The organism is Streptomyces sp. NPDC026417 (assembly GCF_055567695.1).
On record NZ_JBVHPY010000015.1, the window covers coordinates 135,826 to 151,531 of the forward strand.

Genomic DNA, 15,706 nt, shown 5'->3' on the forward strand with positions numbered 1-15,706 from the left:
AGCATCCGGCCATGCCTTCACCCCAGGGATTCCGGTACGAGGAGCACGCGGACGGCACGGTCGTGATCACCCATCGCGGCCGCCCCGCGGGCACGCTGCGGGGCGGCCGGGCCGAGCAGTTCCTGGCCGAGACCGCGGCCGGCGACCCGCAGCTCGTGATGGCCCGCTGGACCGGGAACTACAAGCACGGCAACGAACGCACCGCCCGCGACCACCCGCGCAACCGACGATGACCCGATTGGCCGCCGGGTAAGGGAACGGTAAAGCGGTCCCGGTCGTTCACCCGGCATGACAGCTATGACCCCAGGCTCGAACATCCCTCTCCCCGTCACCCGCGTGACGGTGGACGTCGCCGCTCCCGTGCGGCTCGACGTGTCGGGCCTGCTGCTCACCGCCGACGGCAAGGTGCGCTCCGACGACGACTTCATCTTCTACAACCAGCCCGCGGGCCCGGGCGTGACCTACCGCTCCGGCGGTGGTTCGGCACCGGACGCGATCACCGTCGACACGGCCGCGGTCCCCCCGGGCATCGAGAAGATCGTCGTCACCGCGAGCCCCGACGCCGCGGGCCAGAGCTTCCAGGGCATCGAACCCACGGCCACCATCCGCAACGCGGACGACAACTCCGTGCTCGCCTCCTTCACCCCGCCCCGGCTGGGCGCGGAGACGGCCCTGGTGATCGTCGAGATCTACCTGCGCAACGGCGCCTGGAAGGCCCGCGCGGTCGGCCAGGGCTATGCGAACGGCCTCGCCGGCATCGCCACGGACTTCGGCGTGACGGTCGAGGAGCCCGCCCCCGCCGCCGCCCCGGCAGCCCCGGCCGCAGCTCCGGCGCAGCCCCCGGCCGCCCCGGCGCAGGACCCGCGTCTGTCCGCGCCGCCGGCCCCGCCCGCGCCGCCCGCCGCCGCGCCCCCCGCCCCGGCCTCCGGAAAGATCAACCTCGACAAGGGCCGGGTGAGCCTGCAGAAGAACCAGACGGTGTCCCTGGTCAAGGGCGGCCGTCCGCTGCTCTCCCAGGTCAAGATGGGTCTCGGCTGGGAGCCCGCGTTCCGCGGCAAGGACATCGACCTGGACGCGTCGGTCATCGCGTACGGGCCGCAGCGCAACCACATCGACAGCTGCTACTTCGGCAAGCTCTCGATCGTGAACGGCGCGATCAAGCACTCCGGCGACAACCTCACGGGCGAGGGCGGCGGCGACGACGAGGTGATCGTCGTCGACCTCGGGCGTCTCCCCCAGGAGGTCACCGGCCTGGTCTTCACGGTCAACTCCTTCTCGGGCCAGAAGTTCACCGAGGTCGCCAAGGCCTACTGCCGCCTCCTCGACGCCGCCACCGGCGAGGAGCTGGTCCGCTTCGACCTGACCAGCGCCGAGGCCCAGACCGGCGTGATGATGGCCAAGCTGATCAAGCAGTTCTCCGGCGAGTGGGAGATGACGGCGCTGGGCGACTTCGTCAAGTCCCGCACGGTCCGCGGCATGGTCAAGCCGGCGGCTCAGATCCTCTAGAAGCTCGTGCCGAGGGCGCAGGGGAGCGCGCGAAGGAGCACAAGAGAAGTGCGGTGGTGGCGTGTTGAGGACGCCACCACCGCGTGCTTCGTATCGCGCAGCATTCCCCGGCACATCGAGCTCGCCTGCCGTACTCTGCTTCAGTCCGGGCGCCGGCCACGGCTCACACCGACGTGACCGCTGTCCGCGCCCCACTCGACAGGGGGCAGATGGAACCCGCTGCCATTGGCGCCCGGCTCGCGTCCAGCGTGGTCGCGCCGTTGGTGAAGAAACTCTTCGTCATCGACGGCCCGGGAGCGGGTCTGGTCGACAAGCCGGTACGCGTCTCGAGTCTCCTGTCGTTTACCGGTGAGAAGCGCTTCCTGTCCGAGCTCGACCTGCACAAGATCGCCGGGGAACTGGTCAGTCGTGCGGCGCAGTCGATGGGCATGGCGGAACAGCTGCCGTCGTACGAACTGCGAGCGGTGGCCCATGCGGTTGCCGATTCCCTGCGTGCCATGGACAGCATCGACATGGACGACGTACAGGCCGTCCAGCTCGGTCACATGGGGCTGGCGCAGCATCTGCGGGCACAGAGCCGGTCGGCGACGCTCGGTCTGTCGAACGACGCGGTACACCTCTACGTCAGCGTGCTGGACACCGCGTGCCTGCATGTCGTGCACTTCTTCACCCAGAGGTCGTCGTTCGTCGCGCGCACGCTGGTCGAACAGAGTCGCCGGATCGAAGAACTGTCGAAGAAGACTCGACCTGTCCGAGTCGCCGGGCGCCTGGCCGCTCGACGCGGCCTACCTGAGCCTGGACGCGGTGGGTGACACGGCGAATCCGCTGCTGTTTCCGGCAGATCAGGTACTGGCGGGACGCAAGCGGGTACTGCTGCGCGGTGTAGCCGGTTCCGGGAAGACGACGCTGGTGCAGTGGCTGGCGGTGTCCACCGCGCAGAAGGCTCTGGACGAACGTCTGCTGTATCTCTACGGTCTCGTGCCGTTCGTTCTTCCCTTGCGTACGCTGACGCGGGGCGGCGCGAAGCTGCCCACACCCGACGAGTTCCTGTCCGAGGTGGGCTGCCCGATCGCGGTTCTGCAACCGACGGGCTGGTTCGACCGAGTACTGCGGTCGGGGCGCGGGCTCCTCCTGGTGGATGGCATCGACGAGATCCCGGAGAGCGAACGCCAGCAAGCGCGCACCTGGCTTCAGGACCTGGTCGCGTCCTATCCCCACAACCGGTGGCTGGTCACGTCACGCCCGTCGGCAGTCCGGGAGGACTGGCTGGTCGATGACGACTTCGCGGAGCTCGACCTGGCCCCCATGAGCCGGGACAACGTGACCGAGTTCGTCAAGCGCTGGCACAAGGCCGCCGGTGTCGGAGACCAGTACGCAGGGGATCTCCTGCGGGCGATCCGGACGAAACAGGATCTTGGGCGGCTGGCCACCAATCCCCTCATGTGCGCCCTGATCTGCGCGTTGCACCAGGACCGGCGCGGCTACCTGCCCGACGGCCGCAAGGAGATCTACGACGCTGCGCTCTCCATGCTCCTGTCCCGGCGCGACCGCGAACGGGGCATCTACAAGCCGGGCACGATTCGCATCGGCGAGGCCCATCATGTGCAGCTGATCCAGAAACTCGCGTACTGGATGATCCGGAACGGCCGTTCGGAGATGGACCGGGCCGATGCCGTCGGCCTCCTGGCGAGCGCCCTGCCCACCATGCCCCAGGTCGCCGAGCAGGGTGGCGCCGACCAGATCTACCAGCATCTGCTGGTCCGCAGCGGCCTTCTGCGGGAGCCGACCGCGGGCTCGATGGATTTCATCCACCGCACGTTCCAGGACTATCTCGGCGCCAAGGCGGCGGTGGAGGGCCTCGACTTCGACTTCCTCATCGCGCACGCCCATCTCGACCAGTGGGAAGACGTCATCCGGATGTCGGTCGCCCACGCCAGAACGACGGAACGCACCCGGCTGCTCACCGGCCTCATCGAGCGGGGAGACCGCTCCGACAAGGAGAGCCGGCGCCTCCATCTCCTGGCGGCCGCCTGCCTGGAGCACGCCACCGAGCTGGACCCCGAAGTGAGAGCCGAGGTGCAGCTGCGCGCCGCAGCCCTGATCCCGCCCCAGTCGACGGAACAGGCCCGCGCGCTGGCCGACGTCGGCCCGGTCGTCCTGGATCTGCTTCCCGGACCCCAGGAGCTCACCAAGGACGAGGCCTACTTCACGGTGCTGACAGCAACCCGCATCGCCACCGATGCGGCGATTCCCGTTCTGGCCAAGTACCGGGATCTTCAGGACATCCGGGTACGGGCCGAACTCGCGCGGGTCTGGAGCCGGTTCGACTGCGACCGCTTCGGCGACGAGGTCATCGCGCACCTGGCCGACGAGTATTTGTACTTCCCGGTTTCCAGCCCCGCGGAACTCCGGGCATTGCGCCGTTTCGGCGGCCGGGCCCAGATCAAGATCTCGGGGGCGATCACGCCCGAGGAGTTCCGGAACGCGTGCGACCGAGACAGCCTCCGCGACCTCTGGGTGGAGGTCGACCTCGACTGCACCTGGGAGTGGCTGGGTGCCTTTCCCCACCTCAGCACCATCTTCTTCGAGCTTCGGGAGAGTCTGGAGCACCCGGGGAGAAGGGAGACGCTACCCCCTTCCGTACGGGTGCTGCAGGAACCGCTCAGCTCGCCCGCGGCCGCTCCGGAAGCGGCCACCGACAGTGCCACGGATCTCTGGGGCGAACTGCCGTCCTAAGTACGCAACCCCTCCGTCAGCAACCCCAGATACCGCCGGATGCACTGCCCTCCGCCCCCCGTCAGCTCCGACGCCACCACCACTCCGTGCGTCAGCCGCAGTACTTCCATCGAGTCCAGATCCCCCCGTACCGATCCCTCCCGCTGAGCCGCCTCGACCAGCCGTGCGGCGGCGCCCTTGACGGAGTCCCCGCAGCCGCTCGGAGCCGCCGGGCCGCCGTCCGCGACAGCCGACCCGAGCAGCGCCCGCAGCCCCCGGACCTGGACCATCCCCGCGCCGAGTTCGTTCAGCCACTCCACCAGGGCCTCGCCAGGAGGCAGCTCCCTCGCGATCTGGTCCGCCCGCACCGCCAGCGCTTCGACGCTGTCGATGTACACGGCCTCCAACAGCGCCTGTCGCGTGGGGAAATGCCGGTACAGCGTGCCGGACCCCACCCCCGCCCGTTTGGCGATGTCGTCCAGTGACGCGTTCTCCCCGTGCGCGGCGAAAGCGAACGCGGCCTCCTTGAGCAGCCGCTCGTAGTTCCGCCGTGCGTCGGCCCGCATCGGCCGGGCCGCACCCGCGCCCACTCGTGCCATCCAGCCACTCCTCGCCGACCGGGGACTCTCTCCGAATCCTACGAGACCGGACGCACGGAAGGGCGGTCCGCACCGGTGCAAGCCGCCCTCACGCGAAGGCACACCGGTACGGACCGGCCTCACGCCGCGATCAGGCCACCCACGGCCAGTCGGCGTCCCGCGCCCCCTCCAGGAGCGGGACCATCCGGAAGGCCGCGTCGGAGAGTCCGCCGAAGGTGTGCCGGTTCGGCTGCCCCGACGGACCGTGGCCCGGGCGGTATCCCGCCAGGTTCCACGTGTACACCGGGACGTCGGCCGGAACCTGTTCGGTCGGGTCGCCGTGGTGGCTGTACATGGCCTGCTCGTCGGTGACGATCAGGACCCGGTCGTGCTTCCTGTAGTGCCGCCGCACCGCCTCGCTCGTGTCGGTGCCGCCGAGGTCGCCGAAGCGCTCGAGCACCTTGAGCACCGACTCGCCCTTGCGGAAGCCCACGCGGTTGCTGCTCGTGCCGAACTCGACCAGGTCCGCGTCCGCCGCCCGCAGCGCGAGCGCCGTACCGAAGATCGCGGCCGCGTCGGCCCGGTTGAGCTCGGACCGCTCCGAGAGACGCGAGTAGAACATCGACCCGGACCGGTCGACGAGCACGAGCGTCCTGCCGCCCAGCGCCGGCACGTTGGCCAGCGAGTGGGCGAGCGCCTGCTCCAGCGGGTACGCCCAGCGCAGCGACGGCGCGTGCTGGTACGCGGCGAGGTAGCGGAACGGGAACTGCCGGGAGCGTGCCACCTCGGCCGGGTCACTGATCTTCGCGGCGACCCGGGCCGCCACCTCGTCGCTCAGGCCGGCCTCGTCGAAGTTGCGCAGGTTGCGCACGAGGGCCATCGCGCCCATGGACGGGATCACGGCCTCCCAGGCCGCCCGGTCCATCGGGCCCTGCAGCCACCCGGCGAGCGCCTCCCAGGTGAGCCCGGCCGCCGCGAGCCGCTCGGGGCCGTCGGGAGCCGTCACCACGGCACGCCGCTCGCCGACCGGGATCGCCATCAGCTCGCGGTGCGCGACGAGCACGCCGTTCGAGGCGGGCGGGACGGCGGTGTCCGGGTTGTGGCGCCGGTCCAGCGCGTACCGGAACAGGTCGCCCTGCCACGGCTTGTCCGGGTCCGGCGCCGCGTGCACCAGGTTGAGGATGTCGCCGAAGCGGTAGCCCTTGGAGGCGGTGTCGTACTTCAGCAGCGACTTGCCGTGGTACAGCCGCCGTACGGCGTCGGCGACACCGCGCTTGACGGGCTTGGGCACGTTGCGGCCGTAGCGCGAGGTCCAGTACGCGAGCAGCTCGCCCGGCTCGTCCGGGCGCCGCAGCACGGAGGCGACGACCCCGCGGTTGGCGGGACCGTCGGTGGCGCCAGCGTCGAGACGCGCCTTCACGTACTCGGCGGCGCCCACGATCGAGGCCGTCCGCAGGTTGCCCTCCCCACGCAGCCAGCCGAGCAGCCCCGCCGTCCAGGACGGGTCCTCGACGGCGAGCCGCCGCACGAGCGCCGCGAACCGGTCGTCGCGGTCGGCGCCGGTCTCGTAGAAGGTGTCCTGCGAGACGAAGTTGGCGATCGCGAGCAGGAAGAGCTCGGAGCGCGCGTCGCGCTCGCGGCCCCGGCCGCCCTCGAAGGTACGCAGGACGCGGCCGGTGGAAGTCACCCGCGAAGTGCTCTTGGGCTTCGCGGTCTTGATGTTGAATCGCGCCATGATGAATTCCCCCGAATTCGTCGGCGACGGTGACGTCGCGTTTTCGGTGGGAGGCGCAGCAAATGGAGGGTGCCCGAGATCAGGGGTCGGCGACGGACTTTACCGAATGCTCTACCCATTGAGCTACATCGACCCCGGGCCGATGACGGGAATCGAACCCGCAACACTCCGATCCGAATGAAGTAACCGTTGCCTGCGCACCGGGCACCCACCATGAGCTGCGCCTCCCGAGATCAAGTCGGCGGCGGCGGGGATTCTGTTGCAAAGAAGTAGCCGCAGCCTGCGCACCGGGAGGTGCATGAAGTTGTGGTGTCCAGAGTTCAGGTCGGCGGAACCGACGTAGGTGCTCTGCCCCTGAGCTACACCGGCGCGTGGTACCGGTGACGGGACTCGAACCCGTGGCCGCCCCATTATGAGTGGAAGTAGGTCCTGCCTTCGCACCTGGACAGGCATCACTCTAGGAGGGCGGCCGCGGGCGGAGCCAGTGAATTAAATTCCCGTCCACGGGCGGGATTTCATCCGCGCTTCTGGCGCTTCCAGGGTCCGGTGACGGCCAGCATGATGCCGGGGTCCTGGATGTTGGCGAACAGGGTCCGGCCGTCGGGGGAGAAGGTGACGCCGGTGAATTCGCTGTAGGCGGGCTCCTCTTCGGTGCCGATGTTCAGCTCGTTGCGCGCGATCGGGTACGTACGGCCGCTGTCGGTGGCGCCGAAGAGGTGCTGGACGCCCTCGCCGTCCTCGGCGATGACGAGTCCGCCGTACGGGGAGACGGTGATGTTGTCGGGACCGTCGAAGGCTCCGTCCCGGGCGGGGTCGGGGTTCACGCCGAGGAGGACCTTCAGGGTCAGCGTTCGGCGCTTGGGGTCGTAGAACCAGACCTGGCCGTCGTGCTGGACGGGGCTCTCGGCGCGGGCGAAGGAGGACACGATGTAGGCGCCGCCGTCGCTCCACCACATGCCTTCGAGCTTGCGGGCCCGGGTGACCTGGCCGGCGCCGAACTGCTTGCGCACGGACACCGTCTTGGCGTCCCGGTCCGGGACGTCCACCCAGTCGACGCCGTACACGGTGCCGATCCTGGTGGCGCGGGAGAGGTCGTCGACGAACTGGCCGCCGGAGTCGAAGCACTTGAACGCCTGGAGCACGCCCGCGTCGTCGGCGAGGGTGGCCAGCCGGCCGTGGCCGTGCTCGAAGCCCTGCGGCGGGGTCCAGCGGTACAGGAGGCCGTTGGGGCCCGAGGCGTCCTCGGTGAGGTAGAGCCGTCCGCGCCGGGGGTCGACGACGACGGCTTCGTGGGCGTACCGGCCGAGCGCCTTGACGGGCTTGGGGTTCCGGTTGCGGCGGCGGTCCTCGGGGTCGACCTCGAAGACGTACCCGTGGTCCTTCGTCATGCCGTTCTGGCCGGCCTTGTCCTCGGTCTCCTCACAGGTGAGCCAGGTGCCCCAAGGAGTGCTGCCGCCGGCGCAGTTGGTCGCGGTGCCCGCGATGCCGACCCACTCGGCGACGCGGTCGTGGCGGACCTCGACGACCGTGCAGCCGCCGGACGCCGCCGGGTCGTAGACGAGGCCCTCGGTGAGCGGGACGGGGTACTTCCACTTGGACCGGGGGCCGCCCAGCTCGTGGTTGTTGACCAGGAGGGTGGCGCCACGCGGTCCGTCGAAGGTGGCCGTGCCGTCGTGGTTGGAGGGGGTGAACTCGCCGGATTCCAGCTTGGTCCGGCCGCTGTAGGTGATGACGCGGTACTTGAAGCCGGCGGGCAGCGCGAGCAGACCGTCGGGGTCGGGGATCAGCGGACCGTAGCCGACACCCCCGTGCCGGTCCGCCGACTCGTCACCCGTGTTCTCGGTGTCGGTGGACGCGAGGGCGTTCGGCGCGGTGGCGAGGGCGCCGACGCTGCCGGCCAGGGCGACTCCGGCGCCGGTGAGCGCGGATCGTCTGGCGAAGTCCCTGCGGGTGAGCGACATGCGGTCTCCTGTGACGGTGGAGTGGGACTGTCGTGAGGGGGGGGTGGCGGACCTCTTTGCGGCGTCACCGTCCCGCCCGCGCCTGAACGGGAGTTGAACACGGCCCGACGTCAGGGGTCCCCCTTGCGTGAATCCACCGGCTGAGGGCCCCCGGGGCTCGCCGGGCGTCACGGTCCCCGGCCCCCGGCCACGCGGCCCGTCGTCGAGAGCGACACCGGCCCACGAAGGGGGCCCCGCCCCGCCGAGCGGAGCGAGGCCCTTCCCGCGGCCTCCCGCAGCGCCGCCACGACCGCCACCGGCGGCCCCCGCCCCGGCGCCTCGGCGTCAAATCCGGCGATCACGGCTCCCGCGCGCGCATCAACCCTGGCGGCCCACCTCACTCCGGCTCACCCGAACCGAACCCCGCCCCCACCGCCCTCCAGCCCGCCCCGGCGATCCGAACCCGAACCCAGAACCCGCCCTCGGCCCCGCACCCGCACCCGCACCCGCACCCGGAATCAACCTCCGACGGACAGCACCGTCCATCCCGCGGGCCACCGGCGCGGGTGCGAACTCAACTCCCCTGCTGCGAGCGCGCCTTGAACGCGGCCTTGCGCGCCTCCTTGGCCACCTTGCGGTCCGGGTGCAGCCGGCCCATCGCCTCCAGGACGTCCGGCGTGGCCGGGTGATCGACCCGCCAGGCCGTCGCGAAGAAGCCGCCGTGCTGCTGGGCCAGCCCCTCCACGAGGCCCTGCAGCTCGTCGGAGTTGCCCTCGGCCGCGAGCTGCGCGGCCAGCGTGTCGATGGTCAGCCAGAAGACCATCGACTCCGACGGCGCGGGCACGTCGGCGGCACCCCGCTCCGTGAGCCAGACCCGCGCGAGCCCGCCCAGCTCCGCGTCGTCGAGCACGTCCCGCAGGGCGGGCTCCGCCTCGGGCCCGACGAGCGACAGCGCCTGCTGACAGCGCAGCCGGCGCAGTGGCGCGCCCGTGTCGGTGCCCCGTGCCGCGGCCAGCAGTTCCCTGGCCGCCGGGAGGGCCTCCCGCCGGGCCAGCCACTGCTCGGTCTCGGCCTGGGCGGCAGCCGGCGGGAACGAGGACGTGCCGTCCAGCAGCGCGTCGGCGCCCTTGTCCGACAGGTCGCCCACCGCCGGCGCCTCGACACCGGACTCCAGCAGCCGCGCGCGGAGCCCGTACAGGCCGAGCGGGGTCAGCCGCACCATCCCGTAGCGCGAGACGTCCGTCTCGTCGACGGCGGCGGGTTCCTCGTCGGCGTCCGCCATCAGCGCCTCGTCGACGGGCTGGAACTCCACGAGCCCGATCGGTTCGAGGAGCCGGAACTGGTCGTCGAGCCGCATCATCGCGTCCGACACCTGCTCCAGCACGTCGTTGGTGGGCTCCCCCATGTCGGCGGGGACGATCATCGACGCGGCGAGGGCCGGCAGCGGCACCGGCCCCTCGCCGGGACCGTCCTCGCTGACGGTGAGCAGGTACAGGTTGCCGAGCACCCCGTCGAGGAACTCGGCCTCGGCCTCGGGGTCCCAGTCGAGCTGGGAGAAGTCGATCGTGCCGCCCTCGTCCATCGCGCCGACGAGGTCGTCGAGATCCGGCACGCTCGCGTCGGCCAGCACCGTCTCCAGGGCGGCGAGCCAGACCCCGAGCACGTCGTGCGGCGCTCCGGCGGTGAGCTGACCGAGGTCGGCCCCCGCGGCGACGGTGCCCTCCTCCTCGTCCACGATCTCGACCAGACCGGCGTCCACGGCGACCCGCCAGGCCTCGCTGGCGAAGGCCACCGCCTCGTCCCCGGTGAGACCGAGTTCGCCGGCCGCCTGCGGGAGCTGCTCCTCGACGAGTTCGCCGCCCGCGCCCACGCGCGTGTCCGGCCCGGCCCAGCGGGCGAGCCGCGCGGCGCGGGAGAGCAGCGGGGTGGCGAGCGCGTCCCGCGCCAGCTCCGCTTCGGACATCAGCCGCACGGGCGGCAGGGGGGAGCTGTCTGACATCGGCTGGTTCTCCTCCGGACAGGCAGGACAGGCGGGGGGGTGCGGTGAGCGGGTCGGCAGGACGGACGACCGGCGGCACCGGCGGGCACCGCGGGACGGGCCCTCGGGACGGGACGGACTGGCACACGGGACGGGACGGATGGGACGGGCAGAGCGGGCGGACGGGGCGGACACGGCGGTGCGCCGGTACACGCGAACGGGCGCGTGATCCCGCGCCGTCCGCACCGCACAGCCACCGCGGCTCAGCCTAGACGGATTTCGCCCCATGCCGCCCGGTTCATGTCCCTGTCAGGAGTCGTACACCCCTGAAACCTTGACAACTCCCCCGGCCACACACGAGATTGACGCGCGTAGAAGTTGAACGGGCGTCCGCCCACCCGCCTCTACGCGCGTCACCGGCCCGTACGCAGGTCGCGCTCCCGTCACCTTTCCGCCCTCGTCCCGGCGCTCACGTACGTCCCCGGAGGGATTTCCTTGCCGAGCAGGAGAACCGCGCGCATCGCCGCGCTGACCGTCGCCGCGGTCTGTTCCACCGTCTCCGCCGTGGTGCTCACCGCACCCGCCCACGCGGACACCGTCCACATCCACGACATCCAGGGCACCACCCGCGTGTCCCCGTTCGCGGGCCAGAAGGTCACGGACGTGACCGGCATCGTCACGGGCGTACGGACCTACGGTTCGTCGAAGGGCTTCTGGATCCAGGATCCGGACGCGGACGACAACCCGGCCACCAGTGAGGGCGTGTTCGTCTTCACCAGCTCCGCCCCGAAGGTCGCCGTCGGCGACGCGGTCACGGTCACCGGCACCGTCTCCGAGTACGTGCCGGGCGGCGCCTCCACCGGCAACCAGTCGCTGACGGAGATCACCAAGCCGACGGTGACCGTGGTGTCCGCCGGCAACGCGGTTCCGGCCGCCACGGTCGTCGACGCCCACTCCGTCCCGGACGCGTACACCGCCGCCGGTGACACCGCGGCGGGCGGCTCCGTCAACGGCCTGGCGCTCCAGCCCGCGAAGTACGCCCTGGACTACTACGAGTCACTGGAGGGCATGAGCATCCAGGTCTCCGACACCCGGGTGGTCACCGCCAGCGACCCGTACGCCGAGCTCTGGGTCACGGTGAAGCCGCGCGAGCACGCCAACCGCCGCGGCGGCACGGTGTACGGCTCGTACGACTCGCAGAACACCGGGCGCCTGCAGATACAGTCCCTCGGCGCCGCAGCCGACTTCCCCGTCGCGAACGTGGGCGACGAGCTGACGGGCACCACCGCCGGCCCGCTCGACTACAACCAGTACGGCGGCTACACCCTCGTCGCCGGCCGGCTGGGCACCCTGGAGAAGGGCGGCCTGGAGCGCGAGACCACCGATGCGCAGGGCCGCAAGGAACTGGCCGTCGCCACGTACAACGTCGAGAACCTGGACCCGGGCGACGCGACCTTCGCGGAGCACGCGTCCGCGATCGTGAACAACCTCCAGTCGCCCGACATCGTGTCGCTGGAGGAGATCCAGGACAACAACGGCGCGACGAACGACGGCACGGTCTCGGCCGAGGTGACGCTGCAGAAGCTGGCCGACGCCGTCGTGGCGGCCGGCGGACCGGCCTACGAGTGGCGCTCCATCGACCCGGTCGACCTCGCGGACGGCGGCGAGCCGGGCGGCAACATCCGTCAGGCGTTCCTCTTCAACCCGGAGCGGGTCTCGTTCACCGACCGTGCCGGCGGCGACGCGACGACCGCCGTCGGTGTCGTCAAGCAGCGCGGCAAGGCGGCGCTGACGGTCTCCCCCGGCCGCATCGACCCGGCCGCCGAGGCCTGGAAGAACAGCCGCAAGCCGCTCGCGGGCGAGTTCGTGTTCCGTGGCAGGACGGTCTTCGTGATCGCCAACCACTTCGCCTCGAAGGGCGGGGACCAGTCGCTGCACGGGCAGTTCCAGCCGCCGGTGCGCAGCTCGGAGACCCAGCGTCACCTCCAGGCGACAGCGGTCAACTCCTTCGTCAAGGACATCCTCGCCACGCAGAAGAACGCCGACGTGGTGGCACTGGGCGACATCAACGACTTCGAGTTCTCGCGGACCGCCGAGCTGCTGGAGGGCGACGGCGAGCTCTGGTCGGCGATCAAGTCGCTGCCCAGGAGCGAGCGTTACACGTACGACTACCAGGGCAACAGCCAGGTCCTCGACCAGATCCTGGTCAGCCCGTCGATCCGCAAGAACTGCGACCTCGAGTACGACAGCGTGCACATCAACTCGGAGTTCTCGGACCAGATCAGCGACCACGACCCGCAGGTGCTGCGGTTCGAGCCGTAGCATCGGCGAGCGGCGGCGGTTCCCGTCGCCGCCGCGGTCGTCCCGCGCCGGAGCCCGGCCCCACGTCAGGGGGCCGGGCTCCTCGCGCATGTCGGGCCCCTCGCGGGCACGCCGGGCCCGTCGCGCGAGCCGGAGGTGCCAAGGGAAGGGAGTGCCGTCCGGGTCGGCTTCTAGGCGGCGAACACCCCGTCGAGCCAGGCCCGCCAGGCGGTTTCGGTGCCCTTGGCGTCGGCGCCCGGTGCGAAGTCGTGGACGCTGACACCGACCGGTGCGCCCCAGTGGTTGCGCCCGAAGAACCGGTACAGGGCGTGCTCCGTGCGCAGACCGATGAAGTACGGGTTGCGGAAGTCGACCACGGCGTCCAGGACCTGGTTCTCTGGCCCCCTGGCCCGCACCCGGGCGCCCTCGGCGGTGTCCTCGGCGAGGCCGAGCGCCTGTCCGACGGCGGCGAGGGCGTCGGGGGTCACGGACGCGCCGGGCCCGTCGAAGGTGGTGAAGGCGACCGGGCGGCCCGCGAAGTGCGTGACGTACTCGCGCAGGGTGTGCAGGTAGAAGTCGGTGTGCTTCGAGGCGCCGTCGTACTGGTTGTCCCAGTCGTCGACGAAGATGCCGCTGTGCACGTAGCGGACCCAGGAGCGGCTGCCGCCGTCGCGCGGCTCGACGGTGTGGTCGAGCTGGTTGAGCGTCTGGACGTCGATGCCGTCCACGTTCTCGACACGGCTGGTCAGGCGGTGCGGCGGATCCCAGGCGGTGATGGTGGCCCCGTAGGGTCCCGTGCCGCCCTCACGGGCCTCGTACTCCATCGGCCACAGCCAGCCGCCCGTGCCGGTGGTGATCGCCTCCCACACCTCCTGCGGCGTGGCGTCGACCTCGAACTCCCGCTCGATCTCGAATTCCTTGGACATGACGGTCACTCCTGCGGTTCGGCCCGGGGCGGGCGCGTGGACGGTGTAGTGGATGCCGGTGGCCGGCGGCTCACGACGGCCCCTCGATCCGCGGCGGCTCGGCGGCGCCGGGACCGGGTTTGACCGTGGGGTGGACGGCGAGGACGATCCGGTGGTCCCGTCCGCCCTCCCCGTCGGCGTCGTGGTACTTGCGGATGAGGGCGCCGACGCCCTGCGTCAGCTCCTCGATGAACGCGGCACGGTCGGCCGCGGAGGCGAAGGTGACCTCGCCGTCGAGGGCGTAGGTGGCCAGCCGCTTGCGGGCCTTCGCCGCGCCGGTGATCAGCGAGCCGACGTCCCGGACGAGCCGGGCGCCGAGCGCGAGCAGCCAGCGGGCGGACAGCTGGTCCCGGAAGCGGTCCGGGTCGGGCTGCACGGCGGCCAGCGCGAGCGGCGAGATCACGTACGACGCGGCGGTCGCACGCATCAGCCGCTCGGTGACGTTGCCCTTGCGGCGTTCGCCCGCCAGCTCGACCAGGCCGTGCCGCTCCAGCGCCTTCAGGTGGTAGTTCACCTTCTGGCGCGGCAGCCCGATCCGGCCCGCGAGCATGGCGGCCGACGCCGGTCCGGCGGCCAGCTCGGCCAGCAGCCGGGCCCGCGTGGGGTCCAGCGAAACGGCGGCTGCCTCTGCGTCCTCGATCACGGTCACGTCCCACATGACCCCACCGTCTCACCGAACAATTTATTTGTCCAGGCGACTCGCCTTGTCGGTGGTGGTCGTGGAGGGAGGCCCCGGGCCTCCCCCGCCCCTTCGCGCACCCCGCCCCTCCTCGGCCTCGACCAAGATTCAGTTTCGGGCGGCGGCTTCACCCCGCCGATTCGGGAGAGACGTCAGGTCATGGACGAGAGACGACCGGAATCGGAGACGGAGGGACTGACCGCGAAGGACAGTCCTTCCGAGTTGCCCGCGGGCTCCTGGTGGGCGGTGGTGCGGCGCACGGCGAAGGAGTTCATGGACGACGAACTCTCCGACCGCGCGGCCGCCTTGACGTACTACGGCGTGCTGTCGATGTTCCCGGCGCTGCTGGTACTGGTGTCCCTGCTGGGCGTGGCCGGACAGCGCACCACGGACAAACTCCTCGACAACGTGGGCGACCTGGCGCCGGGACCGGCCCGCGACATCCTGCACGACGCGGTGGTCCAGCTGGGCGACAGCGGCGGCACGGGGAGCGTGCTCGCCGTCGTCGGCCTGCTGTTCGCCCTCTGGTCCGCCTCGGGGTACGTCGCCGCCTTCATCCGCGCCTCGAACGCGGTGTACGACCTTCCGGAGGGCCGCCCGGTCTGGAAGGTCACCCCGCTGCGGCTGATCCTGACCATCGCCCTGATGGTGATGCTCGCGGCGAGCGCGACGATCGTCGTGTTCACCGGTCCGCTGGCCGAGCGCGCGGGCACGGCCGTCGGCCTGGGCGACGCGGCGATCACCGCCTGGTCCATCGCGAAGTGGCCCGTGCTGCTGGTGCTGGTGATCCTGATGATCGCCCTGCTGTACTGGGCCGCCCCCAACGTCCGTGGCCGCGGCTTCCGTTGGGTGAGTCCCGGCAGTGTCCTCGCCACGCTCGTCTGGCTGGCCGCGTCCGCCGGTTTCGCCCTCTACGCCGCCAACTTCGGTTCGTACAACAAGACCTACGGCGCTCTCGCGGGCGCCATCGTCTTCCTGGTCTGGCTCTGGCTGACCAATCTGGCGATCCTGCTGGGCCTGGAGTTCGACGCGGAGCTGGCCCGGCAGCGGGCCATCACCGGCGGGCAGCCGCCCACCGAGGAGCCCTACGTCGAGCCGCGGGACACCCGCAAGTGGCCGCCCCGGCTGCGGGCGCTGCGCGAGGCCCGCGCCCGGGCGGCACAGGGCGGCCGGACCGGCTGAGGCGACGAGCCGCGCACAGCGAGCGGCGGGGGAGGAGGCCGGACCCACCACGCGACGGGTGCACCCCCCCCGCCGGGCTCTCTTGGCGACCCTCGACACAAGGGGGGCGGGGTGGCCCACCCCCATG

Annotated in this window: 12 protein-coding genes and 1 tRNA gene; 6 read left to right on the forward strand and 7 right to left on the reverse strand. The window is 71.3% G+C overall.

From position 1 onward, the window contains the following. Positions 1–11: 11 nt before the first annotated feature. The 4 genes from ACZ4NT_RS23630 (at position 12) to ACZ4NT_RS23645 (ending at position 4,242) form a co-directional block, all read left to right on the forward strand. On the forward strand, positions 12–233 hold the full coding sequence (locus ACZ4NT_RS23630) for a hypothetical protein (RefSeq protein WP_121403735.1): 222 nt from the start codon (positions 12–14) through the stop codon (positions 231–233). A 64-nt stretch (positions 234–297) separates the two neighbouring features. Next, entirely contained in the window at positions 298–1,506 is a 1,209-nt protein-coding gene (locus ACZ4NT_RS23635) for a TerD family protein (RefSeq protein WP_121403734.1), read from the forward strand. 209 nt (positions 1,507–1,715) lie between these two features. Next, the gene (locus ACZ4NT_RS23640) at positions 1,716–2,318 is read left to right on the forward strand and encodes an NACHT N-terminal Helical domain 1-containing protein (protein ID WP_467727427.1); all 603 of its coding nucleotides are present in this window, start codon (positions 1,716–1,718) and stop codon (positions 2,316–2,318) included. Next, positions 2,311–4,242, forward strand: coding sequence for an NACHT domain-containing protein (locus ACZ4NT_RS23645; RefSeq protein ID WP_467727429.1), 1,932 nt, complete (start codon positions 2,311–2,313; stop codon positions 4,240–4,242). Before ACZ4NT_RS23640 ends, ACZ4NT_RS23645 begins: the two co-directional genes overlap by 8 nt. On the opposite strand, the gene ACZ4NT_RS23650 is transcribed toward ACZ4NT_RS23645, so the two are convergent. The 5 genes from ACZ4NT_RS23650 to ACZ4NT_RS23670 form a co-directional block, all read right to left on the reverse strand. Continuing rightward, positions 4,239–4,820, reverse strand: a complete 582-nt coding sequence (locus ACZ4NT_RS23650; RefSeq protein WP_467727431.1) for a TetR/AcrR family transcriptional regulator — start codon at positions 4,818–4,820, stop codon at positions 4,239–4,241. The two genes, ACZ4NT_RS23645 and ACZ4NT_RS23650, sit on opposite strands and share 4 nt — an antisense overlap. A 130-nt stretch (positions 4,821–4,950) precedes the next feature. Further along, positions 4,951–6,534, reverse strand: a complete 1,584-nt coding sequence (locus ACZ4NT_RS23655) for a TROVE domain-containing protein (RefSeq protein WP_467727433.1) — start codon at positions 6,532–6,534, stop codon at positions 4,951–4,953. A gap of 372 nt (positions 6,535–6,906) precedes the next feature. Next, a tRNA-Met gene (locus ACZ4NT_RS23660) sits at positions 6,907–6,985 on the reverse strand. A 64-nt stretch (positions 6,986–7,049) separates the two neighbouring features. Further along, positions 7,050–8,495 carry an alkaline phosphatase PhoX gene (locus ACZ4NT_RS23665; protein WP_121403731.1) on the reverse strand — a complete coding sequence of 482 codons (1,446 nt, stop codon included), beginning with the start codon at positions 8,493–8,495 and terminating at the stop codon, positions 7,050–7,052. Positions 8,496–9,048: 553 nt separating this feature from the next. Continuing rightward, on the reverse strand, positions 9,049–10,473 hold the full coding sequence (locus tag ACZ4NT_RS23670; RefSeq protein WP_121403729.1) for a hypothetical protein: 1,425 nt from the start codon (positions 10,471–10,473) through the stop codon (positions 9,049–9,051). A 474-nt stretch (positions 10,474–10,947) separates the two neighbouring features. Between ACZ4NT_RS23670 and ACZ4NT_RS23675 the strand changes: the two genes are divergently transcribed. Further along, complete coding sequence (locus tag ACZ4NT_RS23675; RefSeq protein ID WP_121403728.1) at positions 10,948–12,774, forward strand: endonuclease/exonuclease/phosphatase family protein; 1,827 nt, start codon at positions 10,948–10,950, stop codon at positions 12,772–12,774. Between the two features lie 170 nt (positions 12,775–12,944). Here ACZ4NT_RS23675 and ACZ4NT_RS23680 read toward each other — a convergent pair whose 3' ends face one another. Continuing rightward, entirely contained in the window at positions 12,945–13,679 is a 735-nt protein-coding gene (locus ACZ4NT_RS23680) for an SRPBCC family protein (RefSeq protein WP_467727440.1), read from the reverse strand. A gap of 70 nt (positions 13,680–13,749) precedes the next feature. Continuing rightward, on the reverse strand, positions 13,750–14,376 hold the full coding sequence (locus tag ACZ4NT_RS23685) for a winged helix-turn-helix domain-containing protein (RefSeq protein ID WP_121403726.1): 627 nt from the start codon (positions 14,374–14,376) through the stop codon (positions 13,750–13,752). A gap of 180 nt (positions 14,377–14,556) precedes the next feature. Here ACZ4NT_RS23685 and ACZ4NT_RS23690 point away from each other — a divergent pair, with 180 nt between their 5' ends. Next, positions 14,557–15,579 carry a YihY/virulence factor BrkB family protein gene (locus ACZ4NT_RS23690; RefSeq protein WP_121403725.1) on the forward strand — a complete coding sequence of 341 codons (1,023 nt, stop codon included), beginning with the start codon at positions 14,557–14,559 and terminating at the stop codon, positions 15,577–15,579. Positions 15,580–15,706 lie beyond the last annotated feature (127 nt).

Coding starts and splice junctions, on each gene's coding strand:
- ACZ4NT_RS23630 (WP_121403735.1), top strand. CDS start 12: ATGCCTTCACCCCAGGGATTCCGGTACGAGGAGCACGCGGACGGCACG.
- ACZ4NT_RS23635 (WP_121403734.1), top strand. CDS start 298: ATGACCCCAGGCTCGAACATCCCTCTCCCCGTCACCCGCGTGACGGTG.
- ACZ4NT_RS23640 (WP_467727427.1), top strand. CDS start 1,716: ATGGAACCCGCTGCCATTGGCGCCCGGCTCGCGTCCAGCGTGGTCGCG.
- ACZ4NT_RS23650 (WP_467727431.1), bottom strand. CDS start 4,820: ATGGCACGAGTGGGCGCGGGTGCGGCCCGGCCGATGCGGGCCGACGCA.
- ACZ4NT_RS23655 (WP_467727433.1), bottom strand. CDS start 6,534: ATGGCGCGATTCAACATCAAGACCGCGAAGCCCAAGAGCACTTCGCGG.
- ACZ4NT_RS23665 (WP_121403731.1), bottom strand. CDS start 8,495: ATGTCGCTCACCCGCAGGGACTTCGCCAGACGATCCGCGCTCACCGGC.
- ACZ4NT_RS23670 (WP_121403729.1), bottom strand. CDS start 10,473: ATGTCAGACAGCTCCCCCCTGCCGCCCGTGCGGCTGATGTCCGAAGCG.
- ACZ4NT_RS23680 (WP_467727440.1), bottom strand. CDS start 13,679: ATGTCCAAGGAATTCGAGATCGAGCGGGAGTTCGAGGTCGACGCCACG.
- ACZ4NT_RS23685 (WP_121403726.1), bottom strand. CDS start 14,376: ATGTGGGACGTGACCGTGATCGAGGACGCAGAGGCAGCCGCCGTTTCG.
- ACZ4NT_RS23690 (WP_121403725.1), top strand. CDS start 14,557: ATGGACGAGAGACGACCGGAATCGGAGACGGAGGGACTGACCGCGAAG.